We start from the raw sequence: 25,900 nt of genomic DNA, 5'->3' as shown, positions 1-25,900 counted from the left end.
TCCTGTGGGAGCAAGGCTTGCCCGCGATGAAGGCGATGCGGTTCTCTGTGGAATCGAGGTGTCTGCATCGCGAGCAAGCTTTGCTCCCACATGGGGCCGTGCTGTGTTCGGCCTACATATCCCGCGCCACCCGAAAACCGATCCAGTCGCCGCGATCACTTGGCACCAAGGCGTTGCGGTTGCCGGAGCGGGAGAACACCGGTGCCTCGCCCCAGTCGTTGCCGCGGATGCGCTTGAACTCGCACTTGCCGGTCAGCCAGGCGCTGCCGTCGCTGGGGGCGCCCACGTAGTTTTCGTTGTAGCAGTCGGCGGTCCATTCGTAGATGTTGCCGTGCATGTCGTACACGCCAAAGGCATTGGGCGCGAAGCTGCCGGCCGGTGCGGTGAAGTTGTAGCCGTCGGCCGCGCCGTAGGTGTTGGCGTGTTGGGCGATGCTGTATTCCTTGCCCTCGTCGAACGGGAAGGGGAACGGGCCGGTGCTGCCGCCGCGCGCCGCGTACTCGCGCAGGGATTCGCTGACCAACCGGTAGTGCTTGCCGGTTTTTTTCGACAACCACGCCACGTAAGCGTTGGCCTCGGCGAAATCCATGCACACCGCCGGGTGCCGGTCGGTGTATTGCTTGCGCGGGTCGCTGCCCTGATAGTCGGGGATGCCGGCCTTACAGGCGCGGCCGGGGCGCTTGTCGCCATCGGGCATCTGGTAACCGGTATCGTGCAGGTAGGCGAACCATTCGCCCTTCAAGACTTGGAAGCGGCTGATCGCCAGTGGCTTGGCGAACGTCACCGGGTGCATCGGCCCCTCGTCGGGCTCGCGGCCCACTTCGTCTTCCGGGGTGCCCATCTGGAAGGTGCCGGTGGGCAGCACGACCATTTCCGGGCAGTCCTTGCAGTCGCGAAAAACCTGGCCCGGTTGCGAGGCCTGGGCGCCGGAGGGCAGCAGGGCGGCGAGGGCCAGTGCGGGGAGTAGCGTCAAGGAAAAACTGTTCATCCATTTCTCTCGATAAAATCAGGTTCAGAGTGTCTTGCTCAGCAAGCCCATGAAGCGGTCGATCTCGGCTTCGGTGTTGAGCAACCCCGGCGCAGTGCGGATCACCGGCCCAGCGTCGCGATGCACGGCGTCGGCGATCACGCGGTTCTTCATCAGGTAGCTGGCGATCTCATCGCTGTCGCGACCCTTGACCCGGAAGAAGGTGAAACCTGCTGACAGGTCCGGGCTCAGGGGCGTGACCAGCTCGATCTGCGGCTGTGCCACCAGCTGTTTTTTCAGGTGGGTGTTGAGGGCATGAATGCGCGCCTGCACCTCGGCCTTGCCCAGTTGCAGGTGCAGCTTGAACGCTTCGTCCGCCGCCCAGCGATGCTCGAAGGCGTGGTAACCGCCGGGCGTCATGGTGGTGGAAAACGCCGTGGCTTCGGAGAAGGTCGGAATGATCGGTGTGACGTACTTGACCTCTTCGCTGCGGCTGCACACCAGGCCGGTGCCCCGTGGGCCGAACATCCATTTGTGAGTGCCGGCGATGAAGAAGTCGCAATTCATCGCCGGGAAGCTCAGGTCTTCAACGCCGAAACCGTGCACGCCGTCCACCACGTAAATGATCCGTTGCTCCTCGCTGCGGCCCAGGTTGTGCTTGTCCACCAGCGCGCCGATCTTGTCGATCGGCAGCTTCACGCCGCTGCCCGAATGCACCCAGGTCATGCCCAGCACCCGGGTCTCGGGGCGGATGTTGCGCTCGATGGCGGTGAGGATTTGCTCGTGGCTGGCGTCGTGGGCGTTTTCGAACAGCTTGATCTTGCGCACCCGGGTGCCGTCCCGTTGGGTGCGCAGCTCAAGAATGGTGTGGGTGGCGTAATGTTCGTGGGCGGTGGTGAGGATTTCCTGATCGGCCGCCACATGGACGCCGCCGTAGATCATCGCCAGACCCTCGGTGGTGCTGCCGGTGAGAGCGATCTGTTTCGGGTTCGCTTGCAGGTAACGCCCGGCCCAGGTTCGCACGTTTTCCTCGCGTTCCTCGGTGACGCCCAGGTCCCAGTCCATCAACAGCCCGGGGTTTTGATCCAGGGCCGCGCGGTGCTTTTCGATGGCTTCGCGCACCGGGCGCGGGTGGGTGGTGACCAGGAAATTGGAGAAGTGCAGGTAGTCGGGGTCCTGGTCGAACAGCGTGCGCAATTGCGCCCATTTGTTGCGGGGCAATGGCGGCAGCGAGTCGGCGCTGGCAGTGGTGGGAAGGCTTGCGGCCAGAGGCAGGCCGGCGACAAGGATCCCGGCTTGCTTCAGAAAGGTACGGCGTTCATTCATGGCTGGACAGCCTTCTGGTTCGAGGCCAATGCGGGTTTTGCGGCTTGCTGGACCTGATCCCATACCCGCAGGAAATTGCCGCCCCACAGTTTGGCGATGTCGGCTTCGGAGTAGCCACGGGTCAGCAGTTCGGCGGTGACGTTGCGAATGTCGCCGACGTTCTCCCAGCCTTTGACGCCGCCGCCTTCGTTGAAGTCGGAGCTGATGCCGACGTGGTCGATGCCGATCTTGCGCACGGTGTAATCGATGGCATCGCCCAGGTCCTTGAGGCTGGCCTTGGGTTCTTCCTCCAGAATGGCGTAGAGCTGGCTGGCGTACTGGCCGAACTTCTGTTCCGGCCAGGCGGCAATGATCGGGTCGCCGGGCATCAGCGCCATCGCCAGGTTCGGCAACGGCGGCAGGTCGAAACGTTCGCGCAGGGCGTTGAGTTTGTCCTGGGTCTTTTGCGTCAGTGGGCGCAGGTACTGGGAGAAACCAACGATCTGCACCACGCCGCCGCTGGCCTTGATCAGCTGCATTTCCTTGTCGCTGAGGTTGCGCGGGATATCCACCATGGCCCGTGGCGCCGAATGGGAAGCCACCAGCGGTGTGCGGCTCAGTTGCGCGACTTGCTCCAGGGCCGGGGTCGACATTTGCGAGACGTCGATGATCACGCCCAGGTCGTTCAGGCGCGTCACGGCCTGCTTGCCAATTTCCGACAGGCCGCCGAGGGCGTCGGGCGAGTCGTTGAAGAACGGCAGCGGGCGCGAGGAGTCGGCCCAGTCGTTGTTGCCGATGTAGCTGAAGCCGAACATGCGCATGCCGCGCGCCGTCCACAGGTCCAGTAGGCTCAGGTCGTGTCCCAGCGGGTAGGCGTTGAGCATGCTGATGAAAATCGCGAACTTGCCTTCGCCGTGCAGGCGCCGGAAATCATCCGGGGTGTAGGCGATGGCGACCTGGTTGGGAAAGTCCCGGACCAGGCCGGTGATGATCTTGTAGCGCACCTCCTGCTGGTTGCGCGCCTCTTCGACGAAACCGGCGGTGGGCTTGTGCGGGGCGTTGAGGCCGTTCCAGATCTCGGGCCAGCCGAACACCGTCAGCGCCGCGCCGGAGAGCTGCCCGCGATTGGCTTTCACCAGGTCGAACTGGCCGCTGCCGTCCTTGTCGGCTTCATTGCCGGCGGTGCCGAAATCCAGCGGCACGGTGATGTGGCTGTCGAAGGACAGCAGGTGCTCGTGCAGCTCCTTGGCCTCTTTCATCACCTTGACCGGGTAGCCGGGGTTGTCCCGCCACCAATGGTCCCAGGCCGCCAGGCCGCCACCCACGGCCAGCGCCAGGGCCAGGGGCACACCGATGAAAAGAGCCTTTTTCGAACGTGGTGTTGTCATTGCCGATCTCAGTCAGGTTCGCCTTGGAAGGACAGGCGCAGGGGCCTTTGCTATCTGGGGAGAACGAGTGATCGGCGGGGAAATTTAGGCGTTCTCAAGGCCGCCATCGCGAGCAAGCTTTGCTCCCACAGGTGGGCGTGTTGCAAATTCCCTGTGGGAGCAAAGCTTGTTCGCGAGGCGACCTTTCAGCTAACCAGTCTCTACCGAATGTACCCAGTTCCAATGTGGGAGCGGGCTTGCTCGCGAAGGCGACCTTAAAGCCAACCGCCCTCTTGCGGATGTCCCCAGATCAAGCTGTGTATGCCGAGCCTTTAAATTTGTCCCCCCACCCCTCGTTCTAGCTTGGATAAAGCCCGCTCCAGGGCCGAACACAGGTAAGGCAATGACGATTTCTCGACGATGGTTCATGGCAGGCCTGGCGCTGACCGGTGCCGCCGTGCCTGCGGTGTATTACGGGCATCGCGAACTGACCCGGCCGGACCCCACCATCACCCCCGGCGAGGCCTCGTTCGATGTGGCCGACGTGGCGGGCCAGCGCCGGGCCGATACGCTGCGGGGAATCTGGAGCATCCGTTTCACCGGGCGTGATGCCGGCCTCGACGGCTTGCCCCAGGACGATCTGCAAGTGCTCCTCGATATCGGCCACAAGGGCCGTGGCCTAGTGGGTTACCTCGACACCGCCGAACGCCTGCGTGCCGGGGATGAACCCCGTTATCGGGTGTTGGGGGATTTGGCCGGCACCGACCCGAAGCAACTGAGCTGGCGCTTGATCGGCGCCCAGGCCTCGGGTGGCGCGCCGGACTATGAGTTCACCATGACCCTGGACGAAGTCTGGGCCGGTTTCGGCAATGCCGGCAGCGCGACCCTCAGCGGCCGTGTGTCGCGGCTGGACCGTCCGTTGGCCCTGTCGGAACTCGACAACCAATTCATCGCCCGCAAGCAACCGTTTCCCGAAGCCCGGGAACGCACGCCCCTGAGCCCGGCGTTGCTGGCCTGGCTGGTGTCGCCCGAGCATCGGTTGTTCCACCAGCTCTGGCATGCCTCGCGGGACAAATGGCACACCCTGGACGAGGACAAACGCAACGCCCTGCGCGGCATCGGTTGGCAGCCCGGCCCACGGGATCAGGAACGCGACGCCCGCGGCCCGCGCAAGGATCGCAACGGCTCGGGCATCGACTTCTTTTTCATGCACCGGCACATGCTTGGCACCGCGCGTTCGTTCCAGCCGCTGCCATCATGGCCGCGCTTTCCGTTGCCGCAACCGGAGCTGGAGCGTGATCGCCAGGGGTTCGCCCGCTATTTCGACAACCACGACGGCACCGCCTTGCCGCCCACCTGGCTGGCCGATGGCGACGAGCAATACGCTCAGTGGGTCAGCGACATCAAGACCGCCGAGACCTACCACAGCAATTTCCAGGTCTGGGAATCGCGCTACCGCGACCCGCGCTACCTGGCGAAATTGACCCTGGGCCAGTTCGGCTCGGAAGTGGAACTGGGCCTGCACGACTGGCTGCACATGCGCTGGGCCTCGGTGCCGCGCGATCCATCCAACGGTTACCCGGTGCCGTTCGCCCGCGACCCGGACGATTTCGCCGCACGCTGGTATGCCCCGGAAAACGACTTCCTCGGCGATCCGTTTTCCTCCCACGTGAGCCCGGTGTTCTGGGCCTTCCACGGCTGGATCGACGACCGCCTCGAAGACTGGTACCGCGCTCACGAACGCTTCCACCCGGGCGAAGTGAGCCGGCTAAAGGTCAACGGTGTACCCTGGTTCGCCCCGGGCCGCTGGGTGGAAATCGCCGACCCCTGGCTGGGCCCGGACACCCACGGCTGCAGCACCACGCCGGGGCTGCAGGTCGGACGCTCGGTGGAAATGGATCCGGAAACCATGAAACTGGCGTTGCGCATCACCTTCGGCAGCGACGACAAAAAGCTCTCCGAACTGTTCCGCCGCGTGCCGCAACGACCTTGGTATGCGCGCAATCTCAAATCCAAGCCGGTTTAACTCTATCCGGCTGGATGCACACTCTTGTGGCGAGGGATTTATCTGTGGCGAGGGAGCAAGCTCCCTCGCCACAGGTTTCACTTGGCTTGAGATTTGTTGTGAAGGTTTTATCGCGGCGCGGCGATGTCCAGGGCGCGGTTCGCCAGCAACTCACTCAGCTCGACCATCTGTTGGATCCCCAGGGCAAAACTTCGTCGCGTGCCTTCCAAATCAAATGCCAGTTCGTTGGCCATGACATTGACCGAAGCCAGGGTTTCGCTGAGGTTGGCCAGCAGGCATTCCAGGTCCGCACCTTCCGCCACGGTGAACAACTGGCCCGGCGGTGGAATGGGGTTTTCAGATTTGGGGTCGAGGTAAAAGGCGAGGGCACGGTCGGCGGCTTCGTTGAGTTTTTTTGAATCGTCTTCGGGGGGATTTGGAGTGATCTTGAACATGGTGCAGCTCCTGATTATTCAAAGGGCGCTGCCAGACATCACTTGCAGATGATGGGGTGGCAGCTATGCGCGGGTCTGCAAGACCGGGAAACCAGGAACCCGGCAGACCCGAAGGTCTCCCGCACACAGCCGCCATGAAACGAACACGAACGTGTCGATTGGCTTCGGCTATGCGCCTGGTATTCGTCGGGCTTGCAGACCCGATCACTGATGAGCAGTGACGGGGAACAAGTTATCGACGGGGTGCCAGGCGCACAAGCCGGCGGATTCTGGCGCAGTTGTAGGTAACGGCGCAAGGCAACGTAGCCTCGCTCGAGAGTCCTACATGACCGGATAAACAGAATCAAAGCCGAACACCCTTTATGAAGAGGGGAGTTATCTGTGGCGAGGGAGCAAGCTCCCTCGCCATGATGTCACTTGGCTTTAGCCTTACATCACTTCCCAACCCCCACCCAACGCCCTATACAACGCCACACTCGCCTGCACCCGCGCCAGTCTCAATTGCACGTTCATGTCCTGGGCGGCATACAGCGTGCGCTGGGTTTCCAGCACCGTGAGCAAATCTTCAGCCCCGGCCTGGTAGCGGCTCTGGGCGAGGTCGAAGGCGGTCTGGGCCTGGTGCAGTTCTTCGGCTTGCCACTGCCGTTGCTGGTCCAGACCGTGGATGCTGTTCAGGGCTTTTTCGACGTCGGCGAAGCCGTTGATGATGGCGGCGCGGTAGAGTTCCAGCAGTTCTTCCTGGCGCGCGGTGGCTCGGTCGCGTTCGGCGCTCAGGCGGCCGTTGTTGAAGATTGGCGCGGCCAAGCCGGCGGTGAGGTTGTAGAAGTTGTTGCGCAGCAACTGGTCGGCGATGTCGGCGCCAGTGCCCAGGCTCAGGCCCAGGGTGACGGAGGGCAACATGGCGGCGCGGGCCACGGTGATGTCGGCCTGGGCGGCGCTGAGGCGGGCTTCGGCGGCGGCGATGTCCGGGCGGCGGCGCAGCAGCTCGCTGGGGACGCCGGCGTCGATGGACGGCCAGTGCAAGCGGTCGAAGTTTTCAGCGTCGAGCCTGACCGATTGCACCGGTTGCCCCAGCAGCGCCGCCAGGGTGATCAAGGCGTCCCGGGCTTGTTGCTGCACCTGGGGCAATCGGCGTTGCTGGGCTGCCACCAGGCTTTTCTGCTGGGACAGTTCCAGGGCCGTGGCGCTGCCGGCGTCGTAGCGGGTCTGCACCAGGTCAAGCACGCGTTGGGCGTTGGCCAGGTTCAGTTCGGCGATGCGCTGTTGTTCGTTCAGGGACAGTGCCTGGGTGTAGCTATTGGCGACGCTGCTGAGCAAGGTCAACTCCACCGTCGCGCGGTCGAACTGGCTGGCCGAGAGCGTGCTCAGTGCACTGTCCCGGGCCGCCCGTTTGCCGCCCCAGAAATCCAGCTCATAGCTGGCACTGAGGTTGGCGTCGTAGTAATCGATGGTGCGGTTGTTCCGATCCACGTCCAGCTGGCTGTAGCCCTTGCCCCGCAACAACTCCTGGCGATTGCCGTTGAGCCCGGCCCTGATTTCCGGCAGCAGTGGCGCGCCGGCAATGACGGCACTGGCCTGGGCCTGGCGCACCCGGGCCATGGCGGCGGCGAGGTCGTGGCTGTCCAGGCGCGCTTGTTCGATCAGCCGGTTCAATTGCGGGCTGCCGAACTGCGTCCACCATTGCTGGTTATCTGCCCGAGTGCTGGGGGTATCGAGGTTTTGCCAGGCCGCTGGCGGCTGGATGCCGCTGTCCGGGGCCGGCAACGGGCTGGCGCAGGCTGCCAGTAACAGGCCGGTCGCCAGGAGGGTCAAGTGCGCTTTCATAGGATGAGGTTCATTCACTGGTGAGGGCCGCGACCGGGTCGAGGCGGGCGGCCTTGCGGGCCGGCATGAAACCGAAGACGACGCCGGTGACCAGGGCGCAGCCGAAGGCGCCGAACACCGCCAGCCACTCGAACGCCACGGCGATCTTGCCCAGCAGCAAGGCGCCGCCCACCAGCAGGGCCAGGCCGATACCGGCCAGCCCGCCGACCACCGAGAGCATCACCGCCTCGGTGAGAAACTGGCGCAGGATGTCGCGCTGGCGAGCGCCGGTGGCCATGCGGATACCGATCTCACGGGTCCGTTCGCGCACGGTCATGAGCATGATGTTCATCACCCCGATGCCACCCACCAGCAGCGAAATCGCGGCGATGGCGCCGAGCATCAGCGACAGCGTGCCCTGGGTGCGCGCTTCGGCCTGGATCATTGCGGCGTTGTTGGTCAGTTCGAAATCCTGCTTGCCGTCGTGCAGGCGCAACAGCGTTCGGGAGACGGCTTGTTCGGCTTGCTTGACCTTGCCCGCGTCCTTGGCGGCGATCACCACGTACTCGGGATGACGACTGCCGAACAGTCGCACGCTGGCGGCGGAGTAGGGCACGGCGATGCGGTTGTCGGCGTCCGAATCCCCGGAGCTGGCGCCTTTTTCCGCCAGTACGCCGACCACCTGGAACGGCATGTTCTCGATCAGGATGTAGCGGCCGATGGGGTCGGCGACATCCTTGAACAGTTTCTGCCGGACCTTGTGACCGATCACCGCGACTGCGGCCGCGTTGCGCTCATCGGCCTCGCTGAAGTAATGGCCCTGGACCACCGGCCAATTGAAAATGAGCGGGAAGTTCGTATCGTTGCCGCCCACGTAGCTGGTGTGGTCGAGGTTGCCGAAGCGCACGCTGGCTTCGGCGCCGTTGACCGGCATGACCCGCTGCACTTCGGGCAGGGCGGCGAGGGCGGCCAGGTCATCGTCGCGGATGATGCCCTTGGCGGCGCGAGGGCTTGGGGCAGCGCCGTTGAGGTAGATGATGTTGGAGCCAAAGGCGCCCATCTGGGCCATGACCTGGCGCTTGCTGCCTTCGCCCACCGCCAGCATCACCACCACCGAGGCCACGCCGATGATGATGCCGAGCAAGGTCAGGGCGGTGCGGAAACGGTTTATCCACATCACCCGCCACGCCGCCTGCACCGCGTCGAGCAACTCGCCTTTCCAGGCACCGGTGTGTTCGCTGCCGGCGCTCAGGCGCTGGCGCAGGTCCACGGCCTGCAATGCCTTGGGGTTGGCCTGTGGGGTGGCGGGTACAGGGCCGGCGCTGTCGCTGATGATCTGCCCGTCGCGGATTTCGATGATGCGCTTGGCCCGGGCCGCCACCTCGCGGTCGTGGGTGATCAGGATCACGACGTGGCCCTGGCTCGCCAGTTCGTCGAGCAAGGCCATGACCTCGATGCCGCTCTGGCTGTCGAGGGCGCCGGTGGGTTCGTCGGCGAGGATGATGTGGCCGCCGTTCATCAGGGCCCGGGCAATCGACACCCGTTGCTGCTGGCCGCCGGACAATTGATGCGGGCGGTTGCCAGTGCGGCTGGCCAGGCCCAGGCGTGCGAGCAGGGCACTGGCGCGGGCATGGCGTTCGGCGGCGGAGGTGCCGGCGTAGATGGCCGGCATCTCGACGTTTTCCTGGGCCGTGCCCGAAGGGATCAGGTGATAGCCCTGGAACACGAACCCGAAGGCCTCGCGCCGCAGCCAGGCCAATTCATCGCTGCCCAGATGGGCGACGTCTTCACCGGCGAAACGGTACTCGCCGCTGGTGGGGCGGTCGAGGCAACCGAGGATGTTCATCAGGGTCGATTTGCCGGAGCCGGACGCGCCGACAATCGCCAGGAATTCCCCGGCATGAATGGATAAATCGATGCCGCGCAGCACCTCCACCCGAGGGCTGTCGCCACCGCCGTAGGCCTTGCGAATGTCCCGCAGTTCGATCAGGGGCGTGTTCATTCAGCCTCCACTGCCGACAGCCGGGTCGATCAGCACCCGCTCGCCCTCATTCAGGCCGTCGACGATCTGGGTGCGCAGTCGATCGCTGACGCCGGTGCGCACGGTCCGTGGCTGAACCTCGCCGTTCTCGGCCAGCACCTGCACTTGGCCGGTGTTGTCTTGCAACGCGGCGCTGGGCACGGTCAGTACGTCGTGGGCCTGGGCGGCGACGAAAAACACCTGGGCGGTCATGTCGGTCATCAGGGCGCGGTCGGCGTTGTCGACGTCGAGCAACACGGTGTAGAGCACCACCCGTTCGCTGCCACTGCGCCCGCCCGTGGGGCTGCCGCCCTGGCTGGCCTCCAGCGGCCGTGGCGGCACCGGCAGGATCTGCCGAACGGTGCTGCTCCAGCGCCGGGCGCCGCCGGCCAGGGTGGTGAAGTAGGCGGTCATGCCCGGTTTGACGTGGCCGATGTCGGCTTCCGAGACTTCGGCCCAGACGGTCATGGGGGATAGACGGGCGATGCGCAGGATCAACGGGGTTTGCTGCTGGGCGTTGAGGGTCTGGCCTTCCCGGGCACCGACGGCGACCACGGTGCCGCTCATCGGCGCGTAGATGCGCGTGTAACCCAACTCGGCCTCGTCGCTGCGCAAGCTGGCCTGGGCTTGGCGGATCTGCGCCTGGAACATGTCGATGCGTGCCTGGGTCGCCCGTACCTCGGCCTGGGCGGTCTGTACATCTTCCTCGCGGGTGGCGCCGCCGGCCTTGAGTTGCTGCTGGCGGCGGAATTTCTGCTGGGCCAGGTCGTGTTGGGCGCGCTGTTCCTGAAGCTGGGCCTTGAGGTTTTCAATGGAGAAGCGGCCGGCGTCGAGCCTGGCCTTTTGCGTGGACGGGTCGATTTCCACCAGGAGCTGGCCCTCGCGAACCTCGTCACCGGCTTCCACATGAATCTTCTGGATCTGCCCGGAGGCCTGGGCGCCCACGTCCACATAACGCCGTGGTTGCAGGGTGCCCAGGGCGGTGACGCTGTTTTCGATATCGCCACGGGTGACGGGTGCGGTGACCAGGGATTCACGGCTCGGTGCCACCGCTTGCCAGGTGGCGAAGGCCACGGCTGGAAGCAGGGCGAAGGTTAAAAGCCAGGCGCGTCGGGTAGGGCGGGGACGTTTCATGCAGGGTTCCGGCCGGAGGTGTCGGGCCCGTTCCATGAAGGGCAGGGACGGGAGGCTGTCTTGGTAAACGAGCGCTCCGGACGGGAATTTACTGGTGTGAAACACTTGGTAGCAGGTTGGGAAAATCAGTTGAAACGCCACAGACCCCTGTGGCGAGGGAGCAAGCTCCCTCGCCACAAAAGCGGTGCCTGGCGCCTACTTATCTGAATGAATCAGGCCGGATACAAACGAAAGCTTTAAATCTATATGAGAATTACTATAAATTACGCGATTGAATCTGCCACCATCGTGCCATTGCCTGTTTCCAGGCATGTCGAGTGGGCACAGGGATAGCTGTCGCAGCCATTGCGCACGGGAGTCATGTTGGAAAACTACTATCGCGAGCTGGTGTGTTTCCTGAACGCCAGGCTAGGCAACCGCCAGGCGGCCGAGGATGTGGTGCATGACGCCTATGTACGGGTGCTGGAGCGTGCCAGTGACACCCCCATCGAACAGCCCCGGGCGTTCCTGTACCGCACCGCGTTGAATCTGGTGATCGATGGGCATCGGCGCAATACCCTGCGCCAGGTCGAATCCCTGGATGTGCTGGACAGCGAAGAGCGCTTTTTCACACCGTCGCCCCACACCAGCCTCGACCATGGCCAGCGCCTGGACATGCTGCAACGTGCCCTGGCCGAGTTGCCACCGCTGTGCCGCGAGAGTTTCCTGTTGCGCAAGCTCGAAGGCCTGTCCCACCCGCAAATCGCCGAGCGCCTGGGCATTTCCCGGGCGTTGGTGGAAAAACACATCGTCAACGCCATGAAGCACTGCCGCGTTCGGGTGCGACAGTGGGACGCGCAATAATCGACCCACGCTGATCGCATCGCGGTAAATTTTTTTTCATTGTCCTCGTTCCTCTCAACAGACGACTTGCCGGCCCCACAAACGCTGGGCAGGTTCCCCAGGTTTTTCGCGCCCTGTTGCGGGGCTTCTCCAGAGGACACTGGACATGACACAGGCAATTGCATCGCCCGTCGTTCACGACTTGATCGGCATCGGCTTCGGCCCCTCGAACCTGGCGCTGGCCATCGCGCTGCAGGAGCGGGGCCCGGTCCAGGGCGAACTGGATGCGCTGTTTCTCGACAAACAGGCCGACTATCGCTGGCACGGCAACACCCTGGTGACCCAGAGTGAGTTGCAGATCTCCTTCCTCAAGGACCTGGTGACCCTGCGCAACCCCACCAGCCCTTATTCGTTCGTCAATTACCTCAAGCACCATGGTCGCCTGGTGGACTTCATCAACCTCGGCACCTTCTACCCGTGCCGCATGGAGTACAACGACTACCTGCGCTGGGTCGCCGCACAGTTCGCCGGGCAGAGCCGCTACGGTGAAGAAGTGCTGCGCATCGAACCGGTGCTGCACAACCAGCAGGTCGAAGCCCTGCGGGTGATTTCCCGCAATGCCCAGGGCGAAGAGTTCGTGCGCACCACCCGTTCGGTGGTGGTCAGTGCCGGCGGTACACCACGTATTCCCGAGGCGTTCAAGGCCTTCAAGGATGACGGCCGGGTGTTCCACCATTCCCAGTACCTGGAGCGCATGACGACCCAGCCGTGCGTGAGCGGCCAGCCGATGAACATCGCCATCATCGGTGGCGGCCAGAGCGCGGCGGAAGCCTTCATCGACCTCAATGACAGCTTCCCTTCGGTGCAGGTCGACATGATCCTGCGCGGCTCGGCCCTCAAGCCGGCGGACGACAGCCCGTTCGTCAACGAAGTGTTTTCGCCGGAATTCACCGACCTGGTGTTCCAGCAACCCCACAGCGAGCGCGAGCGCCTGGTCAACGAATACCACAACACCAACTATTCGGTGGTGGACATCGACTTGATCGAACGCATCTACGGGATTTTCTATCGCCAGAAAGTCTCCGGCGTGGCGCGGCATGCGTTCCGCACCCTGACCACGGTGGAGAAAGCCACGGCCACCGACGCCGGGGTGGAACTGACGGTGCGCAACAACGCCACCGGCGAACTGACCGTGCGCCGCTATGACGCGGTGGTGCTGGCCACCGGTTACGAACGGCAGATGCACCGCACACTGTTGAGCCCGCTTGCGCAATACCTGGGGGATTTCGAGGTGGACCGCAACTACAAGTTGATCACCGACGAGCGCTGCAAGGCGGCGATCTACATGCAGGGCTTCTGCCAGGCCAGCCATGGCCTGAGCGACACCTTGCTGTCGATCCTGCCGGTGCGTGCCGATGAGATCGCCGGCTCGTTGTATGAGCACGGGAAAAACCGTGGGCAGGCTCGTGCGGTGCGAGATGTGCTGTTGGCCGCTGTATAGGCCAGAGCCGCGCTGCAAAAACCATGTGGGAGCGGGCTTGCTCGCGAAGGCGGTGTATCAGCTAGAAATATATTGACTGACCCACCGCTTTCGCGAGCAAGCCCGCTCCCACAGTTCCGGACCCTGAATGGGGGCCTGGGCAACTCGCAGGAAATTCCTCAGAAACTTCCTACACTCACTGCACGCCTCCCGCTGTTTGAAAGGCTCGGTTCGCTGTTCCCTCGTATTGGCAGTCTGAACCCATCAGCCGGTCACCCTGACTTATGGTGAAGTCGGTGGTGCGCCGGGCCGATTACGCCAAGCGAAACAACTTGATCGAGATGATGCTTTTACGCACAGGCCTGGCGGCGCTGTTGCTGGGCTCATTGAGTGTGGCGCCACAGGCTGGTGCGGCACCCGAGACGCTGCAGGTGCTCGGGCGTTCCCATGCGAGCGACTATTCGGTGTCTCTGGACGAAGCCGATTGGACCTGGCTGCGTCAAAAGGGCACGTTGTTGCTGGGCGCCTCGGCGCCGGATGATCCACCTTTCGGCATCACCGGCAATGGCCGCGACTATGAAGGCCTGACCGCCGACTATGCCCAGTTGCTCGGGCAGTTGCTGCACGTCAACGTGCAGGTGCAGCGCTACCCGTCCCGTGCCGAATCGCTCCAGGCCCTGCGCAGCGGTGAGGTTGACCTGCTCGGCACCGCCAACGGCTTTGAAGCCAGCGACCCGGCCTTGGCGATGTCCCAGGCCTACGCCGATGACCTGCCGACCCTCGTGGCCCGCATCGACGACAGCCAGGACTTGCCCGCGGACTTGGCGGACAAACGGGTGGCGATGCTTTATCACTATTTGCCGCCGGAGACGGTCGAGGCGTTCTATCCCGATGCCTCCCTGCAGTTGTACCCCTCGACCCTGAGCGCCATCGGCGCCGTGGCGTTCGGTCAGGCCGACGTCTATCTGGGAGACTCGATCAGTGCCAATTACCTGATCAGCAAGAATTACCTGAACAATATCCAACTGGCGGATTTCTCCCGCATGGAAGTGCAGCCGTTCGCCTTTGCGCTCAGGCGCGACAATGGGCGCCTGTTAACCGTGGTCAACGCGGCGCTGCAAGCCATTCCCGCGGGCGAACGCATGAGCATCCTGCGCCGCTGGAGCGCTGGCGGCGCGAGCATGCCGGGTCAGCAGGCGCTGCATTTCAGCGTCAAGGAACAACGTTGGCTGGATACCCATCCGCGGATCAAGGTCGCGATCAACGAAAACTTCCTGCCGCTGACGTTCATCGATGAACAGGGCCATTTGCGCGGCATCAGCGCCGATGTGCTGGCCCGGATCAGCTTGCGCACCGGGTTGAAGTTCGATGTGCAGCGCGGCGACTCGATTGACGAGCTGATCGGGCAGATCGAGAGTGGCGAGGCTGACGTTTTGGCGACTGCCATACCCAGCACCGAACTTGAAGACGAGTTGCGCTTTACCCGACCGTACCTGACGAACCCGTTCGTGCTGGTGGTGCCCGCTCGGGCCAAGGTCCCGCTGACCCTGGACCAGATGGCCGGCAAGCGCCTGGCGCTGGTGCGTGGCAACGTACTACGCGAGTTCCTGCTCGAGCAGTTTCCTCGCGTGCAGTTGGTGGTCGCGCAGAATACCGCCGACGCCATGGCCATGGTCGCCGCAGGCACGGCGGACGGTGCGATCAATCCACTGATCAGCGCCCGCTACCTGATCTCCCGCCAGTACCGCGACACGTTGCAAGTCACCAGTACCGTGGGCACCTTGCCGGCGCGGGTTGCCCTGGCGACGAATCGAGGAGCCTTGGAGCTTTACTCGATTCTGGACAAGGCGCTGCTGAGCATTTCCCCCGAAGAAATGGACGAGCTGACCAACCGCTGGCGCAGTGAAGTGGTGATCGATGACAGCTACTGGCTGCGCAACCGCACGACCATCATCCAAGGGTTCGCCGTCGCCGCGTTGCTGTTGCTGGTGACGTTGGCGTGGGTGTTTTATCTGCGGCGGCTGCTGGAGCAGTTGCGGGTGGCCAAGGAGCGCGCCGACGACGCCAATCGGGCCAAGACCACCTTCGTGGCGACCATGAGCCATGAAATCCGCACGCCCATGAATGCGGTGATCGGCATGCTGGAGCTGGCGATGAAAAAGGCCGACCAGGGTGTCGTGGATCGGTTTGCCATCGAAGTCGCTTCGGGCGCCGCCCACGGCATGCTGGACTTGATCGGCGACATCCTCGACATCGCCCGCATCGAATCGGGCAAGCTGTCCCTGGCGCCGGAGCGAGCCAATCTGCGGGCTCTGATCGAGTCGCTGGCGCGGATTTTCGAAGGCCTGGCCCGACAGAAGTACCTGCGTCTGCAATTGGATCTGGATGCTGCGAGCGATCGCGATGTGTTGATCGACCCGTTGCGTTTCAAGCAGGTCGTGTCGAACCTGTTGAGCAATGCCATCAAGTTCACTGACCAGGGGGAAGTGCGCCTGATTGTACGGGCCCAAGCCCGTGACAATGAGCGTCTGGGAGTCTGTCTGCGGGTCGAGGACACCGGCTGCGGTATTTCCCTGGAGGATCAGCGGCGGCTGTTCAGCCCTTTTACCCAGGCCAGCCATAACACTCAGTCGGCGCGCAGTGGTTCCGGGCTGGGGCTGGTGATCAGCCGCACCTTGTGCGAAATGATGGGCGGCACCCTGGCGCTGAGCAGCGTGCCGGGGGAGGGCACGCAGATTGAAGTCCTGCTGAGCCTGCCTGTGTTCGACGCCTTGGCAGAAGCGCCGCCGGCAGAGATCGAAGCGCTGCTGCCGGGCCGGGTGCTGAACATCCTGGTGGTCGATGACTACCCGGCCAACCGCCTGCTGCTGTCCCAACAACTGGGCTACCTGGGGCATCGCGTCGAGGATGCCGAGGACGGTGTTCAAGGCTTGCATGCCTGGCGCGGGGATCACTTTGATGTGGTCATCACCGACTGCAACATGCCGTTGATGAGCGGCTACGAACTGGCCCGGAACATTCGCGCCGAGGAGCGCGCCCAAGGTTTGTCGCCGGGTGTGATCCTGGGATTCACCGCCAACGCCCAGCCCGAGGAAAAGCAACACTGCGCCGAAGCTGGAATGGACGATTGCCTGTTCAAACCCATCAGCCTCAGGCAGCTCAGCACGCGTCTGGCGTCGATCATGCCGAATGCCTCGCCGTCCACCGACGGCATCGACTTGACCAGCCTCGAACAACTGACTGGCGGCGATACCGCCTCGATCAAAAGCCTCTTGGAAGAGCTGGTCAGTAGCAATGCCGAAGATGAAACACGACTGCTGCGCTTGTTCGCCCAGCACGATGTGCCTGGATTGGCGGACCTGGCGCATCGAATCAAGGGCGGGGCGCGGATTATCCAGGCGCAACGCCTGATCGTTGCCTGCGAAACCCTGGAAGACGCCTGCCGCGGGGGCGATGAATCGCTGCTCGCCGACGCCGTGGAGAAGCTGCGCCAGGCCATGGAACACTTGGCTCAATACCTGAAGAACCATGTGGCAAGGGGATAACCCGCGTTTGGTGGGAGCAAGGCTTGCCCGCGATGAAGACGATTCGGTGTTGCAGGGATCGAGATGCATGTTTCGCGAGCAAGCTTTGCTCCCACATAAATCCCCTCGCCACAGGGACAGCATTCGGCTCTGGTTTTCCTCGGTTGATCGGGATGACGCTTTTCCTTCTTCTTTTTCGGATTAGTCCTACAGCGTCTCACAAAAGCTTCCTCTAGCCTGACGCCCCAGCTTCATACCTGTCGCGTTGCTCCTGGAAGCCTGCCATGCCGAATAAAACACTACGTATCCTGATTGCCGACACACAGCATTATCATCGGATGAAACTTGAACGCCTGTTCAATCAACTGGGCTATTTCCGAATCGCCCCCGTGAGTGATGTGCAGGAGTTGCTGGCGCTGGTGGAGTACGGCAGCGAACCCTTCGACCTGGTTGTCGTCCATGCCGGGCTGGCGAACGGGGCGTTGGACCTGCACGATTTCATGCTCGATAACCCCCAGGTTCGCTACGCAATGATCTACGACGCTCAGCAGGTCGGCCTGTCTGCTGTGCGTCGATCAAACCTGTATCTGAACGATGCTCAACTGCCTGACCTCACTTCATTGGGACGCCTGATGGAGCGGGTTGATCCCCCGGTCAGCGAGTCACTGCAACCTTGGACGCGTCCCCTCAGGCAGGGGCGCGGAGGTTGATTCACCGTTGGTCTACACTGTCGAACCTGACAGGTGGCACCGCTTGGCGCTTGTGCAAAAGTCCGGTGCAGGCATGGCATCGACGCCGTTTGTATTGACCTGGGGAACTGCCTTGAAAGACGTATTGATCGTGGATGACCACCCTGTCATACGAGGAGCATTGCGGCTCATTTGCCAGAATGAAGGGTTCACCCGCGTCAGGGATGCCAGCGGCACCGCCGATGCCAGGGCCCTCATCAAGGAAGGTACGCCAGACCTGGTGATCCTCGACCTGGTGATGAACGGTTTCGATGGCCTGGACCTGTTGGTCTGGATCATCGCCCAGTTTCCTGAGTGTGGCGTGCTGGTGTTCACTTCCCAGGATGCGCAGCACTTCTGCAATCGTTGCATCTCGGCCGGCGCCAGGGGCTTTGTGACCAAGAAAAGCGACTTGAAGGAGCTGATCAAGGCCATTCATGCGTTGAAGTCCGGTTACGCCTATTTTCCGCAAATGTCCGTCAGGCTGGATTTTCAACAGCGCTCCGAACAGCAGGCGCTGGAGAGCCTCTCCACCCGCGAGCTATCCATTCTGCGCATGCTGTCCATGGGCATGCGCGGCAAGGACATCGCCGAAAACCTGTTCCTGAGTCCAAAAACCGTCAGCACCTACAAGACCCGCCTGTTGGAAAAGCTTGGATTGAAATCGTTGGTGGGGCTGTCGGAGTTCTCCAAGCGCAATCATCTGTGACGCCACTTGTGGGAGCGAGCAAGCCCGCTCCCACCGGTTTCGTTTTATCGTTCCCTGGATAGAACGCTAAGGCCGGTTTTTGCAGTCTAGTGCTCTAAAGGTGTCGGTTTTATTCTGTGTCCATTAATCGCAATACCCGATTTGGAGACACAGCATGAAAAACATCATCGGCCTCTACACCAGCCCACGGCCCCATTGGGTCGGCGACGGTTTTCCGGTCCGCACGCTGTTTTCCTACGACAACCTGGGCAAGCACATCAGCCCGTTCCTGCTGCTGGATCACGCGGCCCCCAGCGAATTCACACCCACTACCGAGCGCCGGGGCGTCGGCCAACACCCGCATCGCGGCTTCGAAACCGTGACCATCGTCTATCAGGGCGAACTGGAACACCGGGATTCCACCGGCAGCGGCGGCAAGATCGGCCCTGGCGATGTGCAATGGATGACCGCCGCGTCGGGGATCATCCACGAAGAGTTCCACTCCGAAGCCTTTGCCCGCCAGGGTGGGTTCATGGAGATGGTCCAACTGTGGGTCAACCTGCCGGCCAAGGACAAAATGACCCCGGCCGGCTACCAGACGATCCTCAAGGGCGACATTCCGAACATCGCCCTGAAGGACAACGCCGGCAGCCTGCGCCTGATTGCCGGGACCTTCGAAGGGCAGCACGGCCCCGCGAAGACCTTCACGCCCATCGACGTCTGGGACATCCGCCTGAATGCCGGGAAAAACCTCACCCTCGACCTGCATGAAGGTCACAACACCGCCTTGGTGGTGCTGCGCGGCTCGGTCCAGGCCAATGGCCGCGAGCGGGTCGAGGCCGGGCAGCTGGCGCTGTTCGACCGCGCCGGCGACCAATTGAGCCTGCAAGCCAATAACGATGCAGTGGTGCTACTGCTCAGCGGCGAGCCCATCGACGAACCCATCGTCGGCCATGGTCCGTTCGTGATGAACAGCGAGCAGGAAATCCACCAGGCCTTCAACGATTTTCACGCCGGGCGCTTTGGGCGGATGGATGACTGAGGCGACACAATCCCTGTGGGAGCGAGCTTGCTCGCGATAGCGGTCTGGCAGTCGATGCATCATTGATTGATACACCGCCATCGCGAGCAAGCTCGCTCCCACAAGGTTTTTGTGGTGAGCTCCACGCCGTGTTCAATCTGTGCCAATCTTCGCCAATGGCCTTTCTGGAGCTGTGCCGATGCTGTCTCTGATCTCCGAGCACCCGCTGCTCTGTGCCCTGGTGTTGCTTGTGCTCGACCTACTGATGTGGCGCCTGGTCAGTGCGGATCGGACCTATTGGAAAATCGGCGCACGGCTGCTGATTTTTTCGTTGTTCAGCGTGCTGCTGTTCAACGAAGGACTCAACCCCATGCAGCCGGCGCAGTGGGTCGACGATGTGCCACGCCACCTCGCGGCCACCGGCTTGCAGATCGCCTGGTGGTTGTTCGCCGCGCGGACCCTGACGGTGATGATCGGCGCGGCGATGATGCAGCGGGTCGGCCATACCGGGCGACTGTTGCAGGATTTGCTGGGCGCGGTGATTTTTCTGATCGCGGTCATCGCGGCACTGGCTTATGTGCTGGACCTGCCGGTCAAGGGGGTGCTGGCGACCTCCGGCGCGATGGCGATCATCGTCGGCCTGGCTTTGCAGAGCACCCTCAGCGACGTGTTCTCCGGGATCGTGCTCAACACCACCAAGCCTTATCAGCTCGATGACTGGATTTCCATCGATGGCACCGAAGGCCGGGTCACCGACATCGACTGGCGGGCCACGCGACTGCAGACTGCCCAGGGCAGCATGGCGGTGATTCCCAACTCACTGGCGGCCAAGGCCAAGGTCATCAATTTCAGCCGGCCCAGCGATGTCCATGGCTTGTCCATCAGCGTCCAGGTCAGCCCTCATGCGCGACCCCAAACAGTGATCGATGCCCTGGAGCGGGCCATGATCGGCTGTCGTACCTTGCTCACCAACCCGGCACCCTGTGTGACGCTCAAAAGCAGCGGTAGCGGCGGGGCCGAATACGAGATCAGCGGGTTCGTCGCCTCCAGGGCCCAGAAACGCGAGGTGCGCAACCAGCTGTTCGACCTGGCTTTCCGGCATTTGCAGGCATCGGGTGTGAGCCTGCTGTCCACCAGCGAAAGTGCCACGGCCAATGGAGCGTCGCGGCCCCGGGCGTTGCTGGAAAGCTCGAACATTTTCTCCACCTTGCGCCAGGATGAAAAGGAAACCTTCAGCCAGAACATGACCCTGCAAACCTTCCGCGCCGGTGATGTGATCCTGGCAGCCGGGGAGGTCAGCGATCATCTGTTCATCATCGAGTCCGGCGTGGTCAGCGTGAGCCTTGTGCGCAATGGCCAGCCGTTCGAAGGCGGGCGCATGGGGCCGGGAGAGGTGATCGGCGAAGCCGGTATCGTCGCCGGGCAGGCTGCGCTGGCGAGCTTTTCGGCCAAGACGTTCTGCACCCTTTATCGCATCGAAAACAGCTACCTCAAACCTTGTCTCGACGCCCGTCGCGACATCAACGACGCCATGAAAAACCTGCTGGACGTGCGCATGCACCTGGCCCAGAACCTGACCCGCGAGCTCCCCAAGCCGGTTGCCAAGAAGCGCTTTTTGCAATGGCTGCGTAGCCGGGCCTGACGCACCTCTTGAAGTGTCCACCCTGTGGCGAGGTGTTCATTCCCAGGAGGTAGGCATCGGCCCCCATTGGCCACCCGAACTTCCCAACAATTGGCTATTTGTCCCACGCCAGCGCAAGGCTAACGTAGCCCCACACCTCATTGTTTGGAGCTCACCATGCAACCGCGTATCGATTTCTACACCGCTTCCCCCGACGCCTTCAAAGCTATGCTGGCCCTGGAAACCGCCGTCTCGAAACTGGGCCTGGAAAAATCCCTGCTGGAACTGGTCAAGCTGCGTTCCTCGCAGATCAACGGCTGCGCCTTCTGCATCGACATGCACACCGCCGACGCCCGCAAGGACGGCGAGACCGAACGCCGTCTCTACGCCGTGACCGCCTGGCGCGAAGCGCCGTTCTTCACTGGCCGTGAACGCGCCGCCCTGGCCTGGACCGAAGCCCTGACCCGCCTGAGCGACACCCATGCGCCAGACGCCGACTATGCCCTGTTGAGCGAGTATTTCAGCCCCAAGGAAATGGTCGACCTGACGGTGGCGATCAATGCCATCAACGGCTGGAACCGTCTGGCGGTGGGTTTTCGCAAGATGCCCGAGGCGTAGTTGGACGAAGAAAATCCTTGTGGGAGCAAGCCTGTGGGAGCAAAGCTTGCTCGCGATAGCGGTGGGGCAGTCACACATAGACCTGCCGATAGCACGCTATCGCGAACAAGCCCCCACAAAGATTCAATCCTCAGCTTTAAAGCTTCGGACGACAGGCACCGCAATCCGTTTGTCTCTCCTTAATGGGAAGCATTACTATTATCGCCCCGTTCCCACAGCGCGCCGCGATGATTCCCAAGCTGCCCCGCAGACCTGGCTTTTTCGAGCATTACGAAGAGTTGATCGGCACCTGGACCCGTCGCCTGCGCAATCGCCAGCAGGCCGAGGACCTGGCCCATGACACCTTCGTTCGGGTGCTTGAGTCCGATTCGAGCGGGGTCGAGCAGCCACGGGCCTATTTGCATCAGACGGCGCGTAACATTGCAGTGGATGGCTATCGGCGCGAAGATCGACGGGGGGCCATGGAAGAGGCTGTCATTGACCCTGGTCAGTCGTTTTCGGGCGACCCGGAGCATTTCATGCACGCGATCCAACTGGCGGACTCTATCGAGCGGGCGCTTGCCGAGCTGCCGGCCAACTGCCGTACGGTGTTTGTCTGGCAGAAGATCGAAGGCCTGACCCAGGCGGAAATCGCCGAGCGCCTGGGCCTGTCAAAAAACATGGTGGAAAAGTATATGATCCGCACCCTGCGGCATCTGCGCGATCGTTTGGATGGGCCTGGCCAATGATCGGTCGTCATCTTCCTCCTGAGCCACAGGACCTTCCATGATGGATAACCATGAATGCCCGTGCGGGCAGGACAAGGTCCGCGACGAGGCGGCGCAATGGTTCGTGCGCTTGCAAGCGCCCGCCATGAGTGTCGATGAGCGCCAGCGTTTCGATGCCTGGCTGGATGAACATCCCAACCACCGCGACGAGATCCAACTGCTGCAAGGCATCTGGAGCGCCACCGACCTGCTGCCCAGGGAACGCCTGCAAGCGCTGTGCGAGCGCCCCGCCGAACGGCCCAGGCGTCGGCCACTGTTGCGCTACGCGGTGGCCGCCGGGTTGCTGGCGGTGGCGGTCGGCCTGGGTCTGTTCAGTGGCTTGAGTTCTTCCACCGATTACAGCGGCGAATTTGCCACGACCCTCGGCGAGCGTCGGCACATCGCATTGCCGGACGGTTCGATGATCGATCTCAACAGTCGCAGCCGAGTGCGTGTTCAATTCGCCCATCATCAACGCCGGGTGGAACTGGCCGAAGGCGAGGCGTTGTTCACTGTCGAGCATGACGCCGGCCGGCCATTCACCGTTGATGCGGGCAACGGTCAGGTGACGGTGACCGGGACGCGCTTCGACGTGCGCCGCGACGCCGACAAAACCCGGGTGGCGGTGGAGCAGGGCAGTGTCAAGGTCCAGGGACGCGATGCACCGCGAACCCAGTACGTCAGCCTTACGCCGGGCCTCGGTACCCAGATCGATGCCCAGGGCAAAGTCGCCGCCCCTTACGCGATCAACGCCGATGCACTCACGGCCTGGCGCAACGGCAAATTGGTATTCAACAACGCGCCCTTGAGCGAAGTGGCGCAAGAAGTCTCCCGCTATCGCGCCAAGCCCCTGCGGGTCGGCAGCGCGGCGGTGGGTAACCTGCGCCTGACCAGCGTGTTCCGCGTAGACAATCCCGAAGCACTGCTCAAGGCCTTGCCAAACATTCTGCCGGTGGCCGTGCGCACCCTGGAGGACGGCAGCCAGGAAATAATTGCGCGATAGATTCAGGTTTTTTTCGAGTTCTTCGTCTTCTTGTCCAACTGCAACTGGTTTGCATTAACAGACGCGTATTCTTGCGATTCAACAGGACAAGGTTCGACGTGAAAACCACTACCCAAAACACCCCGGCCCGCTGGTTGCCACTGGCCCTGACCCTGGCCGTCAGCGCCGCGCTGCCCCAGGCGTTCGCCGAGCAGGCGCCCAGCAACATTCACATCCAGGCGCAGCCGCTGGGCCAGGCCCTGAGCCAACTCGGCCAGCAGACCTCGTTACAGGTGTTCTTCAGCCCCGAGCTGGTCGCTGGCAAACAAGCCCCGGCGGTGGACGGCACCTTGTCGCCGGAAGCGGCGTTGCGCCAATTACTGCAGGGCAGCGGCCTGCAATACCAGATCGATGAAGGTTCGGTTACCGTGCTGCCGGCGCCAGCGGCGTCCAGCGCTGGCCCCATGGAACTGGGGGCTACGGAAATTCAGGTGGTCGGCGACTGGCTCGGCGATGCCAATGCCGAAGTGGTGCAGAACCATCCGGGCGCGCGTACGGTGATCCGCCGCGAAGCGATGGTGGAGCAGGGCGCCATGAACGTTGGCGATGTGCTACGGCGTGTGCCCGGTGTGCAGGTGCAGGAGGCCAATGGCACCGGTGGCAGCGACATCTCCCTGAACGTCGGCGTGCGTGGCCTCACCTCGCGCTTGTCGCCACGCTCCACGGTGTTGATCGACGGCGTACCGGCCGCGTTCGCCCCTTATGGCCAGCCGCAACTGTCCATGGCGCCGATCTCCTCGGGCAACCTGGACAGCATCGACGTGGTGCGCGGCGCCGGGTCCGTTCGCTACGGGCCGCAGAACGTCGGCGGGGTGATCAACTTCGTGACCCGGGCGATTCCGGAAAAAGCCACCGGCGAAATCGGCACCACCCTGGAAACCTCCCAGCGCGGCGGCTGGAAACATATCGACACGGCGTTCCTCGGCGGTACGGCGGACAATGGCCTGGGCGTTGCGCTGTTGTATTCGGGCGTCAATGGCAATGGTTATCGCCGAAGCAACAATGACAACGACATCGACGACGTCATCCTCAAGACCCACTGGGCGCCCACCGATGTGGACGATTTCTCGCTGAACTTCCATTACTACGACGCCAAGGCCGACATGCCCGGTGGCCTGACCCAGAAGCAATACGACGCCGACCCGTACCAGTCCGACCGCGACTGGGACAACTTCAGCGGGCGACGCAAGGATGTGTCGTTCAAGTGGCTGCGCCAGATCGACGACCGCACCCAGGCCGAAGTGCTGACGTATTACTCCGACAGCTACCGTGGCAGCACCATCGCCTCCCGGGACCAGCGCAACCTGGCGTCCTCCCCGCGCACTTATTACACCTTCGGCATCGAGCCTCGGGTGTCCCACGTGTTCGACCTGGGACCAACCACCCAGGAGGTCAGCGTTGGTTATCGCTACCTCAAGGAAGGCATGCACGAAGAAGCCAGCCGCTTGGCGTTGCGTAACAACGAGCCGGTGGTACGTCCGGGCTCCGACGGTCACGTTTACCAGGACCGCACTGGCGGCACTGAAGCCCATGCGGTTTACATCGACGACAAGATCGATATCGGCAAATGGACCATCACCCCGGGGATCCGCTTCGAAAGCATCAGCACCCAGTGGCATGACCGCCCCGTGCTCGACACCGCCGGCCGCCCGGTGCAGGAAAAACGCCGCAGCATCGATAGCAACGAACCGCTGCCGGCCCTGAGCGTGATGTATCACTTGTCCGATGCGTGGAAGCTGTTCGCCAACTACGAGACGTCATTTGGCAGCCTGCAATACTTCCAGCTCGGCCAGGGCGGCGACGGCAACAACACCGCCAATGGCCTGAGCCCGGAAAAGGCCAAGACCTACGAGATCGGTACGCGCTACAACGATGACGTGTGGGGCGGGGAAGTGACGCTGTTCTACATCGACTTCGACGACGAGTTGCAGTACATCAGCAACGACGTGGGCTGGACCAACCTGGGTGCGACCAAGCACCAGGGCCTGGAAGCTTCGGTGCATTACGACATGGCTGCCCTGGACCCACGCCTCGAAGGCCTCACCGCCAATGCCGGTTTCACCTACACTCGCGCGACCTATGAAGGCCAGATCCCGAGCTTCAAGGGCCGCGACCTGCCGTTCTATTCCCGTCAGGTGGTGAACCTGGGCTTGCGCTATGACGTCAACCGCTGGACCTACAACCTCGATGCCTTCGCCCAGTCGAAACAGCGCTCGCCGGGTACCGGCGTGAACGCCGATGGCAGTTTCAGCGGTGACTACATCACCGACGGCACTGCTGACGGGCAGTACGGCGACATGCCGGGCTATGTGCTCTGGAACGTGCGCGCCGGCTATGACTTCGGTGAGCAACTGTCGAACCTGAAACTCGGCGCCGGGGTGAAGAACCTGTTCGACCATCAGTACTACACCCGCTCCAGCGACAACAACTCAGGCATGTACGTGGGCGCACCGCGCACGTTCTTCGTGCAGGCCAGTGTGGGGTTCTGATAGCCGCCCTGTGTAGGAGCTGCCGAAGGCTGCGATCTTTTGATCTTTCGCTTGAGATTCAATTG

Annotated in this window: 19 protein-coding genes; 12 read left to right on the top strand and 7 right to left on the bottom strand. The window is 62.8% G+C overall.

Features of this window, described 5'->3' with window-relative positions:
- Nucleotides 1-112 precede the first annotated feature (112 nt).
- The 3 genes from pvdO to pvdM are packed head-to-tail and all read right to left on the bottom strand — an operon-like array spanning nt 113 to nt 3,660.
- Nucleotides 113-988, bottom strand: a complete 876-nt coding sequence (pvdO, locus tag ACWNZ1_RS25815) for a dihydropyoverdine dehydrogenase (RefSeq protein WP_135846349.1) — start codon at nt 986-988, stop codon at nt 113-115.
- 24 nt (nt 989-1,012) lie between these two features.
- Nucleotides 1,013-2,293, bottom strand: a complete 1,281-nt coding sequence (gene pvdN / locus ACWNZ1_RS25810; RefSeq protein ID WP_256453486.1) for a pyoverdine-tailoring periplasmic protein PvdN — start codon at nt 2,291-2,293, stop codon at nt 1,013-1,015.
- Entirely contained in the window at nt 2,290-3,660 is a 1,371-nt protein-coding gene (pvdM, locus tag ACWNZ1_RS25805) for a pyoverdine-tailoring dipeptidase-like protein PvdM (protein ID WP_256453485.1), read from the bottom strand. Before pvdM ends, pvdN begins: the two co-directional genes overlap by 4 nt.
- A gap of 382 nt (nt 3,661-4,042) precedes the next feature.
- Between pvdM and pvdP the strand changes: the two genes are divergently transcribed.
- Nucleotides 4,043-5,665, top strand: a complete 1,623-nt coding sequence (pvdP, locus tag ACWNZ1_RS25800) for a pyoverdine maturation tyrosinase PvdP (RefSeq protein WP_456027957.1) — start codon at nt 4,043-4,045, stop codon at nt 5,663-5,665.
- Nucleotides 5,666-5,772: 107 nt separating this feature from the next.
- Here the strand turns inward: pvdP and ACWNZ1_RS25795 are convergent, their stop codons facing one another.
- The 4 genes from ACWNZ1_RS25795 to ACWNZ1_RS25780 all read right to left on the bottom strand — a co-directional run bounded on the left by ACWNZ1_RS25795 (nt 5,773) and on the right by ACWNZ1_RS25780 (nt 11,056).
- Complete coding sequence (locus tag ACWNZ1_RS25795; RefSeq protein WP_280944233.1) at nt 5,773-6,099, bottom strand: DUF6124 family protein; 327 nt, start codon at nt 6,097-6,099, stop codon at nt 5,773-5,775.
- Nucleotides 6,100-6,528: 429 nt separating this feature from the next.
- Nucleotides 6,529-7,923 (bottom strand): efflux transporter outer membrane subunit, encoded by a 1,395-nt coding sequence (locus ACWNZ1_RS25790; RefSeq protein WP_265072252.1) that lies wholly within the window; start codon nt 7,921-7,923, stop codon nt 6,529-6,531.
- A 10-nt stretch (nt 7,924-7,933) separates the two neighbouring features.
- Complete coding sequence (locus tag ACWNZ1_RS25785) at nt 7,934-9,904, bottom strand: MacB family efflux pump subunit (RefSeq protein WP_280944231.1); 1,971 nt, start codon at nt 9,902-9,904, stop codon at nt 7,934-7,936.
- Nucleotides 9,905-11,056: an efflux RND transporter periplasmic adaptor subunit gene (locus ACWNZ1_RS25780; protein WP_456027956.1), complete on the bottom strand. Its 1,152-nt coding sequence runs from the start codon at nt 11,054-11,056 to the stop codon at nt 9,905-9,907.
- 360 nt (nt 11,057-11,416) lie between these two features.
- On the opposite strand from ACWNZ1_RS25780, the gene ACWNZ1_RS25775 reads away from it, so the two are divergent.
- The 11 genes from ACWNZ1_RS25775 to ACWNZ1_RS25725 all read left to right on the top strand — a co-directional run bounded on the left by ACWNZ1_RS25775 (nt 11,417) and on the right by ACWNZ1_RS25725 (nt 25,835).
- On the top strand, nt 11,417-11,899 hold the full coding sequence (locus tag ACWNZ1_RS25775; protein ID WP_135846338.1) for a sigma-70 family RNA polymerase sigma factor: 483 nt from the start codon (nt 11,417-11,419) through the stop codon (nt 11,897-11,899).
- Nucleotides 11,900-12,044: 145 nt separating this feature from the next.
- Complete coding sequence (locus tag ACWNZ1_RS25770; protein WP_456027955.1) at nt 12,045-13,379, top strand: lysine N(6)-hydroxylase/L-ornithine N(5)-oxygenase family protein; 1,335 nt, start codon at nt 12,045-12,047, stop codon at nt 13,377-13,379.
- Between the two features lie 320 nt (nt 13,380-13,699).
- Nucleotides 13,700-16,903 carry a transporter substrate-binding domain-containing protein gene (locus tag ACWNZ1_RS25765; protein WP_456027968.1) on the top strand — a complete coding sequence of 1,068 codons (3,204 nt, stop codon included), beginning with the start codon at nt 13,700-13,702 and terminating at the stop codon, nt 16,901-16,903.
- A 263-nt stretch (nt 16,904-17,166) separates the two neighbouring features.
- The gene (locus ACWNZ1_RS25760; RefSeq protein WP_135846335.1) at nt 17,167-17,592 is read left to right on the top strand and encodes an ANTAR domain-containing protein; all 426 of its coding nucleotides are present in this window, start codon (nt 17,167-17,169) and stop codon (nt 17,590-17,592) included.
- Nucleotides 17,593-17,704: 112 nt separating this feature from the next.
- Nucleotides 17,705-18,319, top strand: a complete 615-nt coding sequence (locus tag ACWNZ1_RS25755) for a response regulator transcription factor (RefSeq protein ID WP_135848042.1) — start codon at nt 17,705-17,707, stop codon at nt 18,317-18,319.
- Between the two features lie 154 nt (nt 18,320-18,473).
- Nucleotides 18,474-19,340 (top strand): pirin family protein, encoded by an 867-nt coding sequence (locus tag ACWNZ1_RS25750; protein ID WP_265072246.1) that lies wholly within the window; start codon nt 18,474-18,476, stop codon nt 19,338-19,340.
- Between the two features lie 178 nt (nt 19,341-19,518).
- Complete coding sequence (locus ACWNZ1_RS25745) at nt 19,519-20,961, top strand: mechanosensitive ion channel family protein (RefSeq protein WP_135846333.1); 1,443 nt, start codon at nt 19,519-19,521, stop codon at nt 20,959-20,961.
- Between the two features lie 156 nt (nt 20,962-21,117).
- On the top strand, nt 21,118-21,558 hold the full coding sequence (locus ACWNZ1_RS25740) for a carboxymuconolactone decarboxylase family protein (protein WP_135846332.1): 441 nt from the start codon (nt 21,118-21,120) through the stop codon (nt 21,556-21,558).
- A 227-nt stretch (nt 21,559-21,785) separates the two neighbouring features.
- Nucleotides 21,786-22,286, top strand: coding sequence for a sigma-70 family RNA polymerase sigma factor (locus tag ACWNZ1_RS25735; RefSeq protein WP_135846329.1), 501 nt, complete (start codon nt 21,786-21,788; stop codon nt 22,284-22,286).
- A 37-nt stretch (nt 22,287-22,323) separates the two neighbouring features.
- Complete coding sequence (locus tag ACWNZ1_RS25730) at nt 22,324-23,307, top strand: FecR family protein (protein WP_456027954.1); 984 nt, start codon at nt 22,324-22,326, stop codon at nt 23,305-23,307.
- Nucleotides 23,308-23,405: 98 nt separating this feature from the next.
- Entirely contained in the window at nt 23,406-25,835 is a 2,430-nt protein-coding gene (locus ACWNZ1_RS25725; RefSeq protein WP_456027953.1) for a TonB-dependent siderophore receptor, read from the top strand.
- Nucleotides 25,836-25,900: the final 65 nt, after the last annotated feature.

Source organism: Pseudomonas sp. CFBP 5748, assembly GCF_053850495.1.
Note: the sequence above shows the minus strand (reverse complement) of the source record. Positions and strands in the feature narration are given on the sequence as shown.

What these genes read in the sequence shown, in the direction of transcription:
- pvdO (WP_135846349.1), bottom strand. Translation starts at nt 988, where the DNA reads ATGAACAGTTTTTCCTTGACGCTACTCCCCGCACTGGCCCTCGCCGCC.
- pvdN (WP_256453486.1), bottom strand. Translation starts at nt 2,293, where the DNA reads ATGAATGAACGCCGTACCTTTCTGAAGCAAGCCGGGATCCTTGTCGCC.
- pvdM (WP_256453485.1), bottom strand. Translation starts at nt 3,660, where the DNA reads ATGACAACACCACGTTCGAAAAAGGCTCTTTTCATCGGTGTGCCCCTG.
- pvdP (WP_456027957.1), top strand. Translation starts at nt 4,043, where the DNA reads ATGACGATTTCTCGACGATGGTTCATGGCAGGCCTGGCGCTGACCGGT.
- ACWNZ1_RS25795 (WP_280944233.1), bottom strand. Translation starts at nt 6,099, where the DNA reads ATGTTCAAGATCACTCCAAATCCCCCCGAAGACGATTCAAAAAAACTC.
- ACWNZ1_RS25790 (WP_265072252.1), bottom strand. Translation starts at nt 7,923, where the DNA reads ATGAAAGCGCACTTGACCCTCCTGGCGACCGGCCTGTTACTGGCAGCC.
- ACWNZ1_RS25785 (WP_280944231.1), bottom strand. Translation starts at nt 9,904, where the DNA reads ATGAACACGCCCCTGATCGAACTGCGGGACATTCGCAAGGCCTACGGC.
- ACWNZ1_RS25780 (WP_456027956.1), bottom strand. Translation starts at nt 11,056, where the DNA reads ATGAAACGTCCCCGCCCTACCCGACGCGCCTGGCTTTTAACCTTCGCC.
- ACWNZ1_RS25775 (WP_135846338.1), top strand. Translation starts at nt 11,417, where the DNA reads ATGTTGGAAAACTACTATCGCGAGCTGGTGTGTTTCCTGAACGCCAGG.
- ACWNZ1_RS25770 (WP_456027955.1), top strand. Translation starts at nt 12,045, where the DNA reads ATGACACAGGCAATTGCATCGCCCGTCGTTCACGACTTGATCGGCATC.
- ACWNZ1_RS25765 (WP_456027968.1), top strand. Translation starts at nt 13,700, where the DNA reads ATGATGCTTTTACGCACAGGCCTGGCGGCGCTGTTGCTGGGCTCATTG.
- ACWNZ1_RS25760 (WP_135846335.1), top strand. Translation starts at nt 17,167, where the DNA reads ATGCCGAATAAAACACTACGTATCCTGATTGCCGACACACAGCATTAT.
- ACWNZ1_RS25750 (WP_265072246.1), top strand. Translation starts at nt 18,474, where the DNA reads ATGAAAAACATCATCGGCCTCTACACCAGCCCACGGCCCCATTGGGTC.
- ACWNZ1_RS25745 (WP_135846333.1), top strand. Translation starts at nt 19,519, where the DNA reads ATGCTGTCTCTGATCTCCGAGCACCCGCTGCTCTGTGCCCTGGTGTTG.
- ACWNZ1_RS25740 (WP_135846332.1), top strand. Translation starts at nt 21,118, where the DNA reads ATGCAACCGCGTATCGATTTCTACACCGCTTCCCCCGACGCCTTCAAA.
- ACWNZ1_RS25735 (WP_135846329.1), top strand. Translation starts at nt 21,786, where the DNA reads ATGATTCCCAAGCTGCCCCGCAGACCTGGCTTTTTCGAGCATTACGAA.
- ACWNZ1_RS25730 (WP_456027954.1), top strand. Translation starts at nt 22,324, where the DNA reads ATGATGGATAACCATGAATGCCCGTGCGGGCAGGACAAGGTCCGCGAC.